Raw genomic sequence first — 13,862 nt, forward strand, 5'->3', positions numbered from 1 at the left:
ATTGATGGGTGGACCCTCCGCTGAGCGGGAGGTGTCTTTATCCTCTGGGCGCGAATGCGCGGCGGCTCTGACGGAGGCGGGGTTTCAGGTGGTTTCGGTTGATGCCGGACCAGACCTTTGCGCACGTTTAGGCGAAATCAAACCCGATGTTGTGTTTAACGCCCTGCATGGTCGCCGGGGCGAGGATGGCTGTGTTCAGGGCCTGCTGGAATGGATGCGCATTCCCTACACCCATTCGGGCGTTCTGGCCTCGGCTTTGGCGATGGACAAAGAAAAATCCAAAGCGGCGTTTCGCGCGGCGGGGTTGCCGGTTGTTGCCAGCGTTTTGGCTGCAAAATCCGATGTTTGCGCGGGCCATATTCTGCCGCCGCCCTATGTTGTGAAACCGAATAACGAGGGGTCTTCGGTCGGCGTTTATATCGTGCATGACGCGGCAAATGCGCCGCCCCAGCTGTCGGCTGATATGCCTGATGTGGTGATGGTTGAAACCTATGCGCCAGGGCGTGAGTTGACGACAACCGTTTTGGGCGACCGCGCGCTGACCGTGACCGATATTATCGTGGACGGCTGGTATGATTACCACGCCAAATACTCGGTCGGTGGGTCGCGCCATGTGGTGCCTGCTGATATTCCGGCGGATATTTTCAAGGCTTGCCAAGAGCTTGCGTTGCAAGCGCATAAGGCGTTGGGTTGCCGTGGCCTGTCGCGCACCGATTTTCGTTGGGATGCAGCGCGCGGCCTTGATGGTCTGATTATTCTTGAAACCAACACTCAGCCGGGTATGACGCCAACCTCGCTTGCGCCCGAACAGGCGGCGGCAATGGGGATGTCATTTCCGGATCTGTGTCGCTGGATTGTAGAGGATGCCTCATGCGACCGCTAACCGCCACGCGCCATGACCCAAAATATGCCCCCCGCCACGCGGCTCCGCGTCAAAACGCGCCCCGCCGTGACCCCGCGCCAAGCCGCATTGCGTATCGGCTGCAACGCCTTTGGTTAACGCCTTTCGTGCGCACCGCGCTGCGTGTGGGCTTGCCTGCCTTTGTCCTGACCTTTGGTTTTGGTCTGTATTTGGCCGACGAAGGGCGGCGCGAAAGCATTGCATCGGTTTACACCAATCTGCGCGAGACGGTGAAAAACCGCCCTGAGTTTATGGTCAACCTCTTGGCAATTGATGGTGCATCACCAGATTTGGCCGAGGCGATACGCACAACGCTTGCACTGCCCTTGCCGCAAAGTTCGCTTGATCTGGATCTTGAAGCGGCGCGCGCCAAAATCGCGCTGTTGACGGCGGTGGCCGATGTAAATGTGCAGGTTCAAACCGGCGGCGTTTTGCAGGTTACCATTCAGGAACGCGAGCCCGCATATGTTTGGCGCAATGCGGCAGGCACTTGGTTGGTCGATAACACGGGCATGCGGGTTGCTGAACTTACAGATCGCAACGATCGCAGCGATTTGCCACTGATCGCGGGCGAGGGTGCCGATAAAGCGATTGACGAGGCCCATCAAATTATTACCTCGATCGGGCCACTTTTGCCGCGTTTGCGCGGGGTGGTGCGGATGGGCGAGCGGCGCTGGGATGTGATCCTAGACCGCAACCAACGGATTTTACTGCCCGTCGATCAGCCGGTTGTCGCACTGGAACGCCTTATCGCCTTGGATCAGGCACAAGACCTGTTGGCCCGCGATGTTGTGGCCATTGACCTTCGTTTGCAACGCCGCCCCTCGCTGCGCCTTGCCCCTTATTCATTAGCCGAAATGCGCCGCGCGCGCGGCATTATCCCTGCGGAGAGCGACCTATGAAGGATCTCTATCAAACCCAGCGTGCTATGCGCAACATTCGCAAGGCTGCCATGCAGCGCGGGGTTATCGCGATTTTGGATATTGGGTCTAGCAAGGTCGGATGTCTGATTTTGCGGCTGGAAGACGCGTCAGGCGGGCGGGAGGTTGAAGGCGTCGGCTCGATGGCGGGCCAGTCGTCTTTCCGCGTCATCGGGGCTGCGACAACGCGGTCGCGCGGTGTGCGGCTGGGCGAGATTTCGGTGATGAATGAAACCGAGCGTGCCATTCGTACCGCCGTGCAATCGGCGCAGAAAATGGCAGGCGTGCGGGTTGACCATGTGATCGCGTGTTTTTCGGGCGCCGAGCCGCGCAGCTATGGCCTTGCGGGCGACTGGGAGCTGCAAGACAGTGTGGTCAGCGAGCAAGACGTGGCGCAGGTTCTGGCCTCTTGCGAAGTGCCGGATGTGGGCGAGGGGCGCGAGGTGCTGCACGCCCAGCCCGTGAACTTTGCGCTGGATCATCGGTCGGGCTTGGGCGATCCGCGCGGTCAAATCGGCAACCGTTTGTCATGTGATCTGCACATGATGACGGTCGATGCCGCTGTGGTCCAAAACCTGATCTATTGCTTGAAACGCTGTGACCTTGAACTGGCTGGTATGGCGTCCTCGGCCTATGTGTCGGGCATCTCATCGCTGGTTGAGGACGAGCAAGAGCTGGGAGCTGCCTGCATCGATCTGGGGGGCGGGTCGACCGGTATTTCGGTGTTTATGAAAAAGCACATGATCTATGCCGATAGCGTGCGTATGGGCGGCGATCATGTGACATCCGATATTTCCAAAGGTCTGCAAGTGCCTTTGACCACCGCCGAGCGGATTAAAACCAAGTTTGGCGGTGTGCATGCGACCGGCATGGATGACCGCGAGATGATCGAGATTGGTGGCGACAGTGGCGATTGGGAAAAAGACCGCAGGCAGGTGAGCCGGACCGAGGTTATCGGCATCATGCGCCCACGTGTCGAAGAGATTTTGGAAGAGGCCCGCGCCCGTCTTGATGCGGCAGGCTTTGACCATTTGCCAAGCCAACAAATCGTTCTGACCGGTGGCGCAAGCCAAATTCCGGGGCTGGACGGTTTGGCCGCGCGCATCCTTGGTCAACGGGTCCGGCTTGGCCGTCCGTTGCGGGTTCAGGGCTTGCCACAAGCCGCGACCGGCCCTGCGTTTTCATCCGCCGTTGGTCTGTGCCTGTTTGCGGCGAACCCGCAAGACGAATGGTGGGATTTCGATATTCCAACAGAACGTTATCCCGCACGGTCACTTAAACGTGCGATGAAATGGTTCAAAGACAACTGGTAACCACAATATCCACATATGTTAACGAAATAGCGTGAAAAACGGCACGATTTCGCCCATATTTTGTGGTGCGAGCATGTTTTTTTCGTGACCTTTGGGTTGGTTGTGGATAAGATTTATGAAATAGCGGTACTGAAAGCGCCATCTTAAGGCGCAGGGACACTTTTAGGCAGGCGGATTGGCAATGACACTTAATCTGATGATGACTTCGCAACGTGAAGAACTGAAGCCACGGATCACCGTGTTCGGCGTCGGTGGCGCTGGCGGTAACGCGGTTAACAACATGATCGACCAGCAGCTTGAAGGTGTTGAGTTTGTTGTTGCGAACACGGATGCGCAGGCGTTGCAGCAAAGCCGTGCCAATGCCACCATTCAGATGGGCCTTAAGGTCACCGAAGGTTTGGGGGCCGGTGCGCGCCCGTCCGTTGGGGCCGCCGCTGCCGAAGAAACCATTGAAGAAATCGTCGACCACCTCGCTGGCGCACACATGTGCTTTATCACTGCGGGTATGGGCGGCGGCACCGGTACGGGTGCGGCGCCAATCATTGCGCAAGCCGCGCGTGAATTGGGTGTTTTGACAGTTGGTGTTGTCACCAAGCCTTTCCAGTTTGAGGGCAACAAACGGATGCGCCAAGCCGAAGAGGGCATTGAAGCGCTGCAAAAAGTTGTCGATACGCTGATCATCATTCCAAATCAGAACCTGTTCCGCTTGGCGAATGAGCGCACGACCTTTACCGAAGCCTTCGCTATGGCCGATGATGTGCTGTACCAAGGTGTTAAAGGTGTGACCGACCTTATGGTTCGTCCCGGCCTTATCAACCTTGACTTTGCCGATGTTCGCGCCGTGATGGACGAAATGGGCAAGGCGATGATGGGCACAGGCGAAGCCGAGGGCGAAAACCGCGCCGTTGAAGCCGCAGAAAAAGCTATCGCCAACCCGCTGTTGGATGAAATCAGCCTGCACGGCGCTAAGGGCGTGTTGATCAACATCACCGGCGGCTATGATCTGACGCTGTTTGAACTTGATGAGGCCGCGAATATTATCCGCGAAAAAGTTGATCCGGATGCGAATATCATCGTCGGCTCGACGCTGGATACCTCGATGGAAGGCCGCTTGCGGGTTTCGGTTGTGGCGACTGGTATTGATGCCGCAGTGTCCGCGCATGAAAGCCCTGTTGTGCGCCGTTCTATGGCAAAGCCTTTGCCAAACACAAATTTTGTTGCGCCTGAACCTGTTGTTGAGGCGCCGCGCCCTGTTGCAAAACCTGCCGCGATGACCCAAGCCGCACCGCAGCAGCGTCCGGCACCAGTTCACGCTGAACCTGCGCCGAGTTTGTTTGATCGCCCGATGGCAGCGGAATACGAAGAAGAGGTTATTGCGGCAGATGACTTGCCGCCGCCAGCCTATCGCCCTCAGCCAGCCCCGCAGCCCCGCGCTATGACTGCCCCGCTGGATTCGGATGCTTCCGAATTTGTGGCTCCACGCCCACGCGCAACGGGCACACCTTCGCCCGAAGCCTTGGCCCGTTTGCAGGCTGCTGTATCCAAGTCGCCATCGCAGCAGCAGCGCCCGGCTGCCAAACATGCACCACATCCGGCATCACGTCAGCCCGTCTCGGCCGAGGCACCGCGCCCTCGTTTCGGCATCGGCTCGTTGATTAACCGCATGGCTGGCCACGGCGAAGGCCATCCCGAGCGTCCGGCTGGGCAGCCACAAGTTGCGCGTCAACAGCCGCACCTGAATGCCTATGACGACGAGCATGAAATGAATGCTGATCAAGAACGCATTGAGATCCCGGCATTTTTGCGCCGTCAAGCCAACTGATCTGTTCAAATGTATCGACGGAAAGGCCCGCCTTGGCGGGTCTTTTTGTATTAATAAACAACGTGTTGCGCGGGTGTATGCGGTCTTTTGTAGACAAGGTTTCTATTTGTAACACAAGGTCACAAAGCGTGAGTTGTCGCTGGCACGGGATACGACTATTTAAAATATACCGAAAACGCGCATTGATTTTAACGGCCATCGGCCTGTTGTGCGCGTGACGGTCAATGACACAAATGAAACGACCTGAGGTAAAACCATGCAACACACACTTAAGTCTGATGCGATTTTCGTGGGCACCGGGCTGCATAGCGGCAAGCCTGTGCGGATGGTGGTGAAACCTGCGTCGGCGGATTACGGCATTTGGTTTCGGCGTATTGATGTAGACGCTGGCGATCCGATGATTGCCGCGCGTTGGGATGCGGTCGTGCCGTCGCGCCTGTGCACTTTGGTCAAAAATGACGCGGGCCACAGCGTTTCGACTATCGAGCATATTATGGCGGCGCTAGCAGGCTGCGGTGTGCATAACGCCCTTATTGAAATTGATGGCCCAGAGGTTCCTATCCTTGACGGTTCGGCGCAGCCTTTCGTAGCGGGATTGCTGGCCAAAGGCATCCGCACGCAAAATGTTGCCGTTCAGGCGATCCGGATTCTAAAAGCCGTTGAAGTGCGTGAGGGTGAAGCCGTTGCACGGTTAGAGCCGTCCGAGATGTTGGAAATCGACTTTTGTATCGACTTTGAAGATGCAGCCATCGGCCATCAAGAAAAGTCGCTTAATATGTCAAACGGCGCTTTTGTGCGTGAGCTGTGTGATAGCCGCACCTTTTGCCGCCAAGCAGATGTTGATGCAATGCGCGCCAATGGCCTTGCCTTGGGCGGAAATTTGGAAAACGCGGTGGTGTTTCACGGCGATCTCGTGCTGTCACCGGGCGGTTTGCGTTATGCCGATGAACCCGTGCGCCACAAGATGCTGGACGCTTTGGGCGATCTTGCCTTGGCTGGTGGGCCGATTCTTGGCCGCTATACAGGGCAACGCGCAGGCCATGCGATGACAAACCGTCTGTTGCGTGCGCTGTTTGCGCGCCCTGATGCGTGGGAATTCGTGGAATGTGGCGTGCCAACCGGCCAAAAACTTCCGGGTATGGGCGTTTTACGCTCAGATATCCCCGTTCATTGCTAAGCATCCCCAAAAAAGGGTGAAAGGCGTTTTGCGCACCAGATTATTCTGTGCTAGGACATATAAAACCCGTCCCGAAGTGGTCGGAATTTGCAGGAATATGGGGTAGGCGGAAGATGGCAGGCGTTAAGTCACGCGCGTTCATATTGGCAGCGCTGGTCATTGCGGGCCTTTCTGGTTGCGGCGGTAGCAAACCGGATCAGGTTCCTTTGGAAAGCCTGACCGCAGAACAGATTTATAAAAAAGGTGAGTTGGCGCTGGAATCAAATCCAAAGCCAGCCGAGGCGATTCGCTACTTCTCGGAAGTAGAGCGCCTTTACCCTTATTCGGAATGGGCCAAGCGGTCGTTGATTATGCAGGCTTTCAGTCAGCATAAGGCCAAAGCCTATGAAGAGGCGCGCGCTTCGGCACAGCGCTATCTTGATCTGTACCCAGCCGAGGAAGATGCCGCCTATGCGCAGTATCTGCTCGCTTTGTCCTATTATGATCAGATCGATGAGGTGGGCCGCGACCAAGGCCTAACGTTCCAAGCGCTGCAATCTATGCGCGAAGTGATCGAGAAATACCCAGACAGCGAATACGCTCGTTCGGCCATTTTGAAATTTGATCTGGCGTTTGACCATCTGGCCGCCAAGGAAATGGAAATCGGGCGCTATTACCTGAAAAAGGGGCAGTACACCGCCGCAATCAATCGGTTCCGCGTTGTGGTGCAAGATTTCCAAACCACCTCGCATACGCCAGAGGCATTGCACAGGTTGGTTGAGGCCTATCTTGCGCTTGGCCTAACGGATGAAGCCCAGACCGCTGGTGCCATTCTGGGCCATAACTTCCAGTCGAGTCCATTCTATGATGACAGCCACCGCCTGCTAACGGGGCGCGGCCTGTCGATGGAGGCCAAGGGCCAAAGCTGGCTTAGCAACGTGTATGCCCAAGTTATTCAGGGCAAGTGGTTGTAAGGTGCGCCTGTTGCTTGGCGGGGGCTGCTGATGCTGCGCTCATTAGAGATTCGCGATCTGTTAATCATTGACCGGCTGGACCTAGCCTTCCAGCCGGGTCTCAATGTGTTAACTGGCGAAACGGGTGCTGGTAAATCCATTCTGCTGGATGCTTTGGGCTTTGTTTTGGGCTGGCGGGGCCGTGCGGAATTGGTGCGGGCAGGGGCAGAGCAAGGCGAAGTGACTGCCGTGTTTGACCTTCCGCCAAACCATGCCGCACGCGCTGTTCTGGCCGAGGCAGGCATCGTTGCAGAAGATGAGCTTATCTTGCGCCGCATCAATACCGCCGATGGCCGCAAAACTGCTTGGGTCAACGACCGTCGCGCCAGCGGCGAGGTGCTCCGCGGGCTTTCGGATACTTTGGTGGAATTACACGGGCAGCATGATGATCGCGGGCTGCTAAACCCTCGTGGTCACCGCCAAATCCTTGATGCCTTTGCCGAGGTGGATCTGATCTCTGTTCGGGCGGCTTGGACGAGCCTGTCCACTGCGCGGCGCGCCAAATTGCGGGCCGAAGAAACGCTTGCCGCCGCCCGCGTCGAGGAAGAGTATTTGCGCCATGCCGTGGCCGAGCTGGATAAGTTGAACCCCGAGCCGGGCGAGGAGGCCACGCTGGATGCCCGCCGCCGCGCGATGCAAGGGGCCGAGAAAATCCGCACCGATATTGCCCGCGCGCACACCGCCCTATCGGACCAAGGGGCCGAGGCTGCGCTGACAGATGCGCTGCGCTGGCTGGAAGGCGCTGCCGACCGCGCCGACGGACGGCTGGAACGCGCGATTGCCGCCTTGGGCCGCGTTATGGTTGAATTGGGTGAGGCGCAATCAGGTGTAGAAGATTGCCTGTCTGCCTTAGATTTCAATCCGTTAGAACTGGAACGGATAGAGGAACGCCTGTTCGCCATTCGCGCTTTGGCACGCAAACACAATGTTCTTGCCGATGATCTGGGCGGCTTTGCCGAAGATCTGCGCAAGCGCTTGGCAGTGATTGACGGCGGGGCAGGGAACCTTGCGGCCCTTAACCAAGCCTTGGCCGAGGCTGAAATCACCTACCGCCGCCATGCAACGATCCTTACCGCAGCCCGCAAAGCGGCAGCGAAACGGTTGGATAAGGCAATGGCCGCCGAGCTTGCCCCCCTTAAGATGGAGCGCGCGGTTTTTTCAACGGCCATCAGCCCTGCTGATGACGGGCCCGATGGTGCGGATGAGGTGGCCTTTACTGTCGCCACCAACCCCGGTGCGCCTGCGGGGCCGTTGAATAAAATTGCCTCGGGGGGGGAATTGTCGCGCTTTTTGCTTGCCCTTAAGGTGTGTCTCACCGGAAACACCCCCGGCTTGACGATGATTTTCGATGAAATTGACCGTGGTGTCGGTGGTGCAACAGCCGATGCCGTAGGGCGCAGGCTGGCGGCCCTTGCGACCACGGCGCAGGTGCTGGTTGTTACCCATTCGCCACAGGTTGCGGCACTTGGGGCACATCATTGGCGGGTCGAAAAGAAGGTCGCCAAGGGCATGACGACATCCACCGTTACCCCGCTTGGCCCCGAACACCGGATCGAAGAAATTGCCCGCATGTTGGCTGGCGATACAATCACCCCCGCCGCCCGCGATGCGGCGCGCGCTTTGCTGGGGTAATTTGGGGGCTAGCCCTCGACGGGTGAAAACTGCAGCGTAATCGCTTGCCAGCCGCCGGCACGTGCCACCAAAACGGCGATCAAAATGGCGCCGGTACGGCCCAAATCATTGCCCGCCGCATCGACCAAGCCTGACAAAACAAAGCGTTGCTGCAATACCGCCGCACCCGGCCCTAACGGGCGCAACCGCGTTTTTCCGGTTACAAGGCGTGATTGGCTGAAGACGCCAGAAAACTCATTGCGCAGCAAGCTTTCGATTTCGCGCCGCCCCTCGGCCCAACCGCCCGTCAGGCTTAGCATATCCGCATCTTCGGCCAATAAAGCGGCAAGCCCTGCGTGGTCGCGGGCACCCCAAGCTTTGGCAAAGGCGCGGGGAAACTCTTCGGCGGTTGCGGGGATCATGTTTGTCGCACCATCTTTCCGGGGTTCATAAGGCAGGCAGGGTCAAGCGCGCGTTTCAACTGCCCCATCACATCCCACGCAGCGCCATGTTCTGCGGCCATATAATCCAGCTTGCCGCAGCCGATACCATGTTCGCCCGTGATGGTGCCGCCCAACCGCAAAGCGCGTTCAACCATTCGCGCCGAGAGGTGTTTGGCGGCGGCCATCTCGACGGGGTTCTTCTTATCAACCAATAGGATAGCATGAAAGTTGCCATCGCCAACATGCCCCAGAATTGGCCCCATGATCGGGCTTTGTGCAATCTCGGCGCGGGTTTCTTCAACCGCTTGGGCCAGCTTTGAGATGGGCACGCAAACATCGGTTACCAAAGCTGTAGCGCCCGGTCGCAGGGCCAAAACCGCCGGATACGCATTGTAGCGCATTTGCCACAGCTTGGTACGCTCTTCTGCGGCCTGCGCCCATGTGAACCCTGTGCTGCCCATCTCGGCGGCGATTTTGGCAAAACGCTCGGTCTGTTCTTGAACACCAACGGGTGAGCCGTGAAATTCTACCAGCAGTTGCGGCTGGGCGGCCAGTGTATTGCCCGCATAGGCGTTGCAAGCCTCGACAGCGGTGGTGTCCAGAAACTCGATCCGCGCCATCGGGATGCCGTTTTGGATCGTGGCAATCACGCAATCGACAGCATGGGTGATGGTGTCAAACCCGCAAACGGCAGCAGATATCGCCTCGGGTTGCCCATGAAGACGCAAGGTTAGTTCGGTCATCAATCCCAAAGTGCCCTCGGACCCGACAAAAAGGGCCGTCAGATCATAGCCTGCCGCAGATTTCGGTGCGGCGCTGCCGGTGCGGATCGTGCGGCCATCGGCAAGCACCACCTCAAGCGCCAGAACATGGTCGCGCATCGTGCCATAGCGCACGGTCGTCGTGCCGCTGGCGCGTGTGGCCGCCATGCCACCAACTGTTGCATTTGCGCCGGGATCGACCGGAAAGAACAGGCCGGTGGCGCGCAATTCCGCATTTAGCGCCTCACGGGTGATGCCCGGCTGCACCACACACAGCATATCCTCGGGGTAAACCGCCAGCAGTTGATTCATTTTGGTGAAATCAATCGCCACGCCGCCATTCAACGCCAAGGCATGCCCCTCAAGCGAGGTTCCCGCCCCACGTCCCACCATCGGCACGCCGTGCTTGGCGCAAAGCTGCGCGATCATCGCGACCTCTTCGCTGGTTCTGGGGAAAACGACCGCATCAGGCAGGCCGCCCGAAATATGGGTTTCCGATTGCCCGTACTGCGCCAAAGTGGCCGTTGCGCGGGTAAAGCGCGGGCCAAGTTTACGTTCCAATTCGGCAAGGGCGGTTTCAAGGGTCATGCGGCCTCCGGCGGGTTTCCCCTTTTGGTAAAGCATGACGAAGGGCAGGGAAAGCTAAGGTTTCAGGGCGGCCAAAGCGGGCGCCAAATCGCCATAGCCGGTAAAGCGCCGCTCATACGCAAGGCCAAGCCTGTCGGCGCAGGCCTCGGCTTTGGCATCCAGCGTCGGGTCATTGGTTTGGGCCTGATACACCAGCTTGGTATAGTTGCCGAAATACATGTCGCGTAGCTGGGGATGGCGGTCGAGCCCCATCGGTTTCCAGACGAAGGCATCGAATTGGCGCACAAGAAAATCAGTCAGGTAAAAGGCGGTGAACTCAGTTTCAGCCTTGGCTGCGAAGGCCTTATTTCCTTCAAAAAACGAATAACAATGTGGGCCAGAGACCATCTCTACCCCCAGTTCCTTGCACTTATCGAACAAAATCCCGCCCGTGCCGCAATCGGCATAGACGACGAAAATGTCGGCGTAATCCTTGCGATGCTCAATGACAGACTTTTCGACAGCGGCCGGGATCCGGTCGGGCCAAAGGTGCAGGTTTGCGGGCAAACATTGCAGATCAAGGTGGTCCCAGCCGTTTGCGGCCTTCAAGGCAAGGATTTCATGGGCCAGTGCGCCGCAAGCGATTAGCAGAATGCGACCCTCGCCTTGGGGCCGAAAGCCGGTTTCGGTGAGCGTTATGTCATCGGGTTTTGTGGTCATTTTCGGCCCATCCAAATCTGCACCCCAAGCGAAGCGCCAGCAAAGACCAAACCCAACAATGCGAGCGGCAAGCCGAGGGTTTGGGCCGCCAGAACCGTCAAACCTGCGGCGGCGATGGTGATCAGGATAAGCCAGACAATGAGGCGGGCGGGCATGGCAATTCTTTCTATACGGTAGCTTGAACCTAAGTGCGGGCCGACCGAATGCCAAGCGGTGAACACGGCGGATTGATCGGGGAAACCGGCATCTGCTCTGGCTGTCGAATTTAAACTGGTGTCTAAGTTCGGGGCAAATAAATTCAGGAGACGATGCAATGGCTGATTATACCCCCCCGAAAGTCTGGACATGGGACGCGGAAAACGGCGGCAAGTTTGCCAGTACGAACCGCCCGATCGCGGGCGCAACGCATAATAAAGAGCTGCCAGTAGGCAAGCACCCGTTTCAACTGTACTCACTTGCCACGCCCAATGGGGTGAAGGTGACAGTGATGCTGGAAGAGCTGCTGGCGGCAGGCCATAAAGGTGCGGAATATGACGCTTGGCTGATCAAAATCGGTGACGGTGATCAGTTTGGCTCTGGCTTTGTCGAGGTGAACCCGAATTCCAAAATTCCGGCTTTGATAGATCATTCGGGGCCTGCGCCGGTGCGTGTGTTCGAATCCGGTGCGATTTTGCTGCATCTGGCCGAGACATTCGGGGCGCTTATTCCCGACGGGGCGGGCCGTGTGGAATGCCTGAATTGGCTGTTCTGGCAGATGGGGTCTGCCCCGTATTTGGGCGGAGGCTTCGGGCATTTCTATGTCTATGCGCCCGAAAAATTCCAGTATCCGATTGATCGTTTCACGATGGAAACGAAACGCCAGTTTGATGTTCTGGATCGTCAGCTGGCCAATAACGCGTATATCGCGGGCGATAGCTATTCGATCGCGGATATTGCGATTTGGTCTTGGTATGGGCAGGTCGCTTTGGGCTGGGTTTACGATGCGGCAGAGTTTTTGGATACGGCGTCCTATAAAAACGTGATGAAATGGGCCGAGAAGATCGCGGCACGCCCAGCGGTTCAGCGCGGCCGGATGGTGAACCGGCCCTTTGGGGCGGCGGAAATGCAACTGCATGAGCGCCATGATGCTAGCGATTTTGAAACCAAAACACAGGATAAAATCGCAAAGTAAGGGTGCAGTGGTTTGGGCAACTATTTGTTGTATAATGGTTTCGAAAAATAGTTGCCCAAGCATACCCTATTGGGCGCGGCATAAGCGCGGGCTATACCTAAGCGCGCTTATGCCTGCTTTCGTATAGAGAAGGGTGCTTTACATATATTAAAAATTGAATATTGGTGAGGCGAGAGATTTTAGGCAAAAGGAAAGCCGGATGTCGGTTTGGATGTACGTTTTGGGCGCGGCTGCAGTTGCGGGCGCAGTGTTTGTGGGCGCGGCCAGGTTTGGTGGGGTGAGTGCCGAGAATGTGACGCTAGAATCGCCTTCGGGGGCCAGCCTTGCAGCGGATGAGACCATGCTTTTGGTTGATATTCGTACGCCCGCCGAGTGGAAAGAAAGCGGCGTTGTCGATGGCGCGCTGTTGGTGACCTATTCGACGCCCGATGCGTTTATGGCGGCGGTAAAGCCGCATTTGAAACCGGGCCAAAAACTGGGGTTGATTTGCCAAGCTGGCAACCGTTCCAGCCGTGCGGCGCAGCAAGTGGCGCCGTTGGTGGAGGGGGTTGTGGTGGATATTGCAGGCGGGATGGGGCGCGTTTTGGGCGAGGGCTATAAACCGGTACGCCCGAGCCGCAAGCAGGGCTGTGACAGCTGTTAAAGCTGGCCGCGGAAAAAGACGACCCAGAATGTAGAAAAGCCCCGGCGATGACCGGGGCTTTTTATTGGGTAAGGCCGGTTTTTAGGCGCGGGCTTGGTTGTGTTTGCGGGCCACCAGCGCTTTGGCGGTTTCAACGGCAACAGCGGCGTCACGGCAATAAGCATCGGCGCCGATAGCCTTGGCGAATTCCTCATTCAGGGGGGCACCGCCAACCATAACGATGTAATCTTCGCGCATACCTTTTTCTTTCAGCGTGTCGATCACGACCTTCATATAAGGCATGGTGGTCGTCAGCAGGGCAGACATGCCGAGGATATCGGGCTGTTCGGCCTCAATCGCCTCAAGGTATTTTTCGACCGAGTTGTTGATGCCAAGATCCCGGACCTCAAAGCCCGCACCTTCCATCATCATACCGACAAGGTTTTTGCCGATGTCATGGATGTCGCCTTTGACGGTGCCGATAACCATTTTGCCCATGCGCGGTGCGCCGGTGGCGATCAGCAGCGGTTTCAGAATGGCCATCCCACCCTTCATCGCATTGGCGGCCAGCAGCACTTCGGGCACAAACAAAATGCCATCGCGGAAGTCGGCGCCGACGATGGTCATGCCCGCCACAAGCGCCTTGGTCAGCGCGTCATAAGGGGCCCAGCCGCGCGCTATCAGCAGGTTGACGCCTTCTTCGATTTCCTCACGTAGGCCATCGTAAAGGTCGTCATGCATTTGCAGGACCAGTTCGTCATCAGAAAGTTCGGATAGGATGATTTCGTCGTCAGACATTGGATGCTCCTGCGCGGGTATTTATTGAGGCATGATAGGAAAGG

At 57.5% G+C, this 13,862-nt stretch carries 14 protein-coding genes; 9 read left to right on the forward strand and 5 right to left on the reverse strand.

Annotated features, from left to right (window positions below; all coding sequences use genetic code 11):
* Window positions 1-4 precede the first annotated feature (4 nt).
* From ACEN2J_RS07395 to recN, 7 genes are all read left to right on the forward strand, one after another.
* On the forward strand, window positions 5-883 hold the full coding sequence (locus ACEN2J_RS07395; protein ID WP_442104555.1) for a D-alanine--D-alanine ligase: 879 nt from the start codon (window positions 5-7) through the stop codon (window positions 881-883).
* Entirely contained in the window at window positions 871-1,803 is a 933-nt protein-coding gene (locus ACEN2J_RS07400; protein WP_442104556.1) for a cell division protein FtsQ/DivIB, read from the forward strand. The genes ACEN2J_RS07395 and ACEN2J_RS07400 overlap by 13 nt, the downstream gene beginning before the upstream one ends.
* The gene (ftsA, locus tag ACEN2J_RS07405; RefSeq protein WP_442104558.1) at window positions 1,800-3,134 is read left to right on the forward strand and encodes a cell division protein FtsA; all 1,335 of its coding nucleotides are present in this window, start codon (window positions 1,800-1,802) and stop codon (window positions 3,132-3,134) included. The genes ACEN2J_RS07400 and ftsA overlap by 4 nt, the downstream gene beginning before the upstream one ends.
* Window positions 3,135-3,315: 181 nt before the next feature.
* Window positions 3,316-4,956 carry a cell division protein FtsZ gene (gene ftsZ, locus ACEN2J_RS07410; protein ID WP_442104560.1) on the forward strand — a complete coding sequence of 547 codons (1,641 nt, stop codon included), beginning with the start codon at window positions 3,316-3,318 and terminating at the stop codon, window positions 4,954-4,956.
* Between the two features lie 256 nt (window positions 4,957-5,212).
* Window positions 5,213-6,133: a UDP-3-O-acyl-N-acetylglucosamine deacetylase gene (lpxC, locus tag ACEN2J_RS07415; protein ID WP_442104562.1), complete on the forward strand. Its 921-nt coding sequence runs from the start codon at window positions 5,213-5,215 to the stop codon at window positions 6,131-6,133.
* 113 nt (window positions 6,134-6,246) lie between these two features.
* The gene (locus ACEN2J_RS07420) at window positions 6,247-7,086 is read left to right on the forward strand and encodes an outer membrane protein assembly factor BamD (protein ID WP_442104564.1); all 840 of its coding nucleotides are present in this window, start codon (window positions 6,247-6,249) and stop codon (window positions 7,084-7,086) included.
* Between the two features lie 30 nt (window positions 7,087-7,116).
* Entirely contained in the window at window positions 7,117-8,757 is a 1,641-nt protein-coding gene (recN, locus tag ACEN2J_RS07425; RefSeq protein ID WP_442104565.1) for a DNA repair protein RecN, read from the forward strand.
* A gap of 8 nt (window positions 8,758-8,765) precedes the next feature.
* On the opposite strand, the gene ACEN2J_RS07430 is transcribed toward recN, so the two are convergent.
* Genes ACEN2J_RS07430 through ACEN2J_RS07445 form a run of 4 tightly spaced genes read right to left on the reverse strand, consistent with a single transcriptional unit; the run spans window position 8,766 to window position 11,382 of the window.
* On the reverse strand, window positions 8,766-9,158 hold the full coding sequence (locus tag ACEN2J_RS07430) for a YybH family protein (protein WP_442104567.1): 393 nt from the start codon (window positions 9,156-9,158) through the stop codon (window positions 8,766-8,768).
* The gene (locus tag ACEN2J_RS07435; RefSeq protein WP_442104568.1) at window positions 9,155-10,528 is read right to left on the reverse strand and encodes an FAD-binding oxidoreductase; all 1,374 of its coding nucleotides are present in this window, start codon (window positions 10,526-10,528) and stop codon (window positions 9,155-9,157) included. The genes ACEN2J_RS07430 and ACEN2J_RS07435 overlap by 4 nt, the downstream gene beginning before the upstream one ends.
* A gap of 54 nt (window positions 10,529-10,582) precedes the next feature.
* Window positions 10,583-11,227, reverse strand: coding sequence for a DUF1638 domain-containing protein (locus ACEN2J_RS07440; protein ID WP_442104570.1), 645 nt, complete (start codon window positions 11,225-11,227; stop codon window positions 10,583-10,585).
* On the reverse strand, window positions 11,224-11,382 hold the full coding sequence (locus tag ACEN2J_RS07445; RefSeq protein ID WP_442104572.1) for a hypothetical protein: 159 nt from the start codon (window positions 11,380-11,382) through the stop codon (window positions 11,224-11,226). The genes ACEN2J_RS07440 and ACEN2J_RS07445 overlap by 4 nt, the downstream gene beginning before the upstream one ends.
* Before the next feature lie 158 nt (window positions 11,383-11,540).
* On the opposite strand from ACEN2J_RS07445, the gene yghU reads away from it, so the two are divergent.
* Together yghU and ACEN2J_RS07455 are read left to right on the forward strand one after the other, a co-directional pair.
* Complete coding sequence (gene yghU / locus ACEN2J_RS07450) at window positions 11,541-12,398, forward strand: glutathione-dependent disulfide-bond oxidoreductase (protein ID WP_442104574.1); 858 nt, start codon at window positions 11,541-11,543, stop codon at window positions 12,396-12,398.
* A gap of 199 nt (window positions 12,399-12,597) precedes the next feature.
* Window positions 12,598-13,041 (forward strand): rhodanese-like domain-containing protein, encoded by a 444-nt coding sequence (locus tag ACEN2J_RS07455; RefSeq protein WP_442104575.1) that lies wholly within the window; start codon window positions 12,598-12,600, stop codon window positions 13,039-13,041.
* A gap of 81 nt (window positions 13,042-13,122) precedes the next feature.
* On the opposite strand, the gene ACEN2J_RS07460 is transcribed toward ACEN2J_RS07455, so the two are convergent.
* Complete coding sequence (locus tag ACEN2J_RS07460; protein ID WP_442104577.1) at window positions 13,123-13,818, reverse strand: corrinoid protein; 696 nt, start codon at window positions 13,816-13,818, stop codon at window positions 13,123-13,125.
* Window positions 13,819-13,862: the final 44 nt, after the last annotated feature.

The organism is Pseudorhodobacter sp. W20_MBD10_FR17 (genome assembly GCF_052119765.1).
In the GTDB taxonomy this organism is placed as follows: Bacteria; Pseudomonadota; Alphaproteobacteria; order Rhodobacterales; family Rhodobacteraceae; genus Pseudorhodobacter.

Coding starts and splice junctions, on each gene's coding strand:
- ACEN2J_RS07395 (WP_442104555.1), top strand. CDS start 5: ATGGGTGGACCCTCCGCTGAGCGGGAGGTGTCTTTATCCTCTGGGCGC.
- yghU (WP_442104574.1), top strand. CDS start 11,541: ATGGCTGATTATACCCCCCCGAAAGTCTGGACATGGGACGCGGAAAAC.
- ftsA (WP_442104558.1), top strand. CDS start 1,800: ATGAAGGATCTCTATCAAACCCAGCGTGCTATGCGCAACATTCGCAAG.
- ACEN2J_RS07435 (WP_442104568.1), bottom strand. CDS start 10,528: ATGACCCTTGAAACCGCCCTTGCCGAATTGGAACGTAAACTTGGCCCG.
- ftsZ (WP_442104560.1), top strand. CDS start 3,316: ATGACACTTAATCTGATGATGACTTCGCAACGTGAAGAACTGAAGCCA.
- ACEN2J_RS07430 (WP_442104567.1), bottom strand. CDS start 9,158: ATGATCCCCGCAACCGCCGAAGAGTTTCCCCGCGCCTTTGCCAAAGCT.
- ACEN2J_RS07440 (WP_442104570.1), bottom strand. CDS start 11,227: ATGACCACAAAACCCGATGACATAACGCTCACCGAAACCGGCTTTCGG.
- ACEN2J_RS07420 (WP_442104564.1), top strand. CDS start 6,247: ATGGCAGGCGTTAAGTCACGCGCGTTCATATTGGCAGCGCTGGTCATT.
- ACEN2J_RS07460 (WP_442104577.1), bottom strand. CDS start 13,818: ATGTCTGACGACGAAATCATCCTATCCGAACTTTCTGATGACGAACTG.
- ACEN2J_RS07400 (WP_442104556.1), top strand. CDS start 871: ATGCGACCGCTAACCGCCACGCGCCATGACCCAAAATATGCCCCCCGC.
- recN (WP_442104565.1), top strand. CDS start 7,117: ATGCTGCGCTCATTAGAGATTCGCGATCTGTTAATCATTGACCGGCTG.
- ACEN2J_RS07455 (WP_442104575.1), top strand. CDS start 12,598: ATGTCGGTTTGGATGTACGTTTTGGGCGCGGCTGCAGTTGCGGGCGCA.
- ACEN2J_RS07445 (WP_442104572.1), bottom strand. CDS start 11,382: ATGCCCGCCCGCCTCATTGTCTGGCTTATCCTGATCACCATCGCCGCC.
- lpxC (WP_442104562.1), top strand. CDS start 5,213: ATGCAACACACACTTAAGTCTGATGCGATTTTCGTGGGCACCGGGCTG.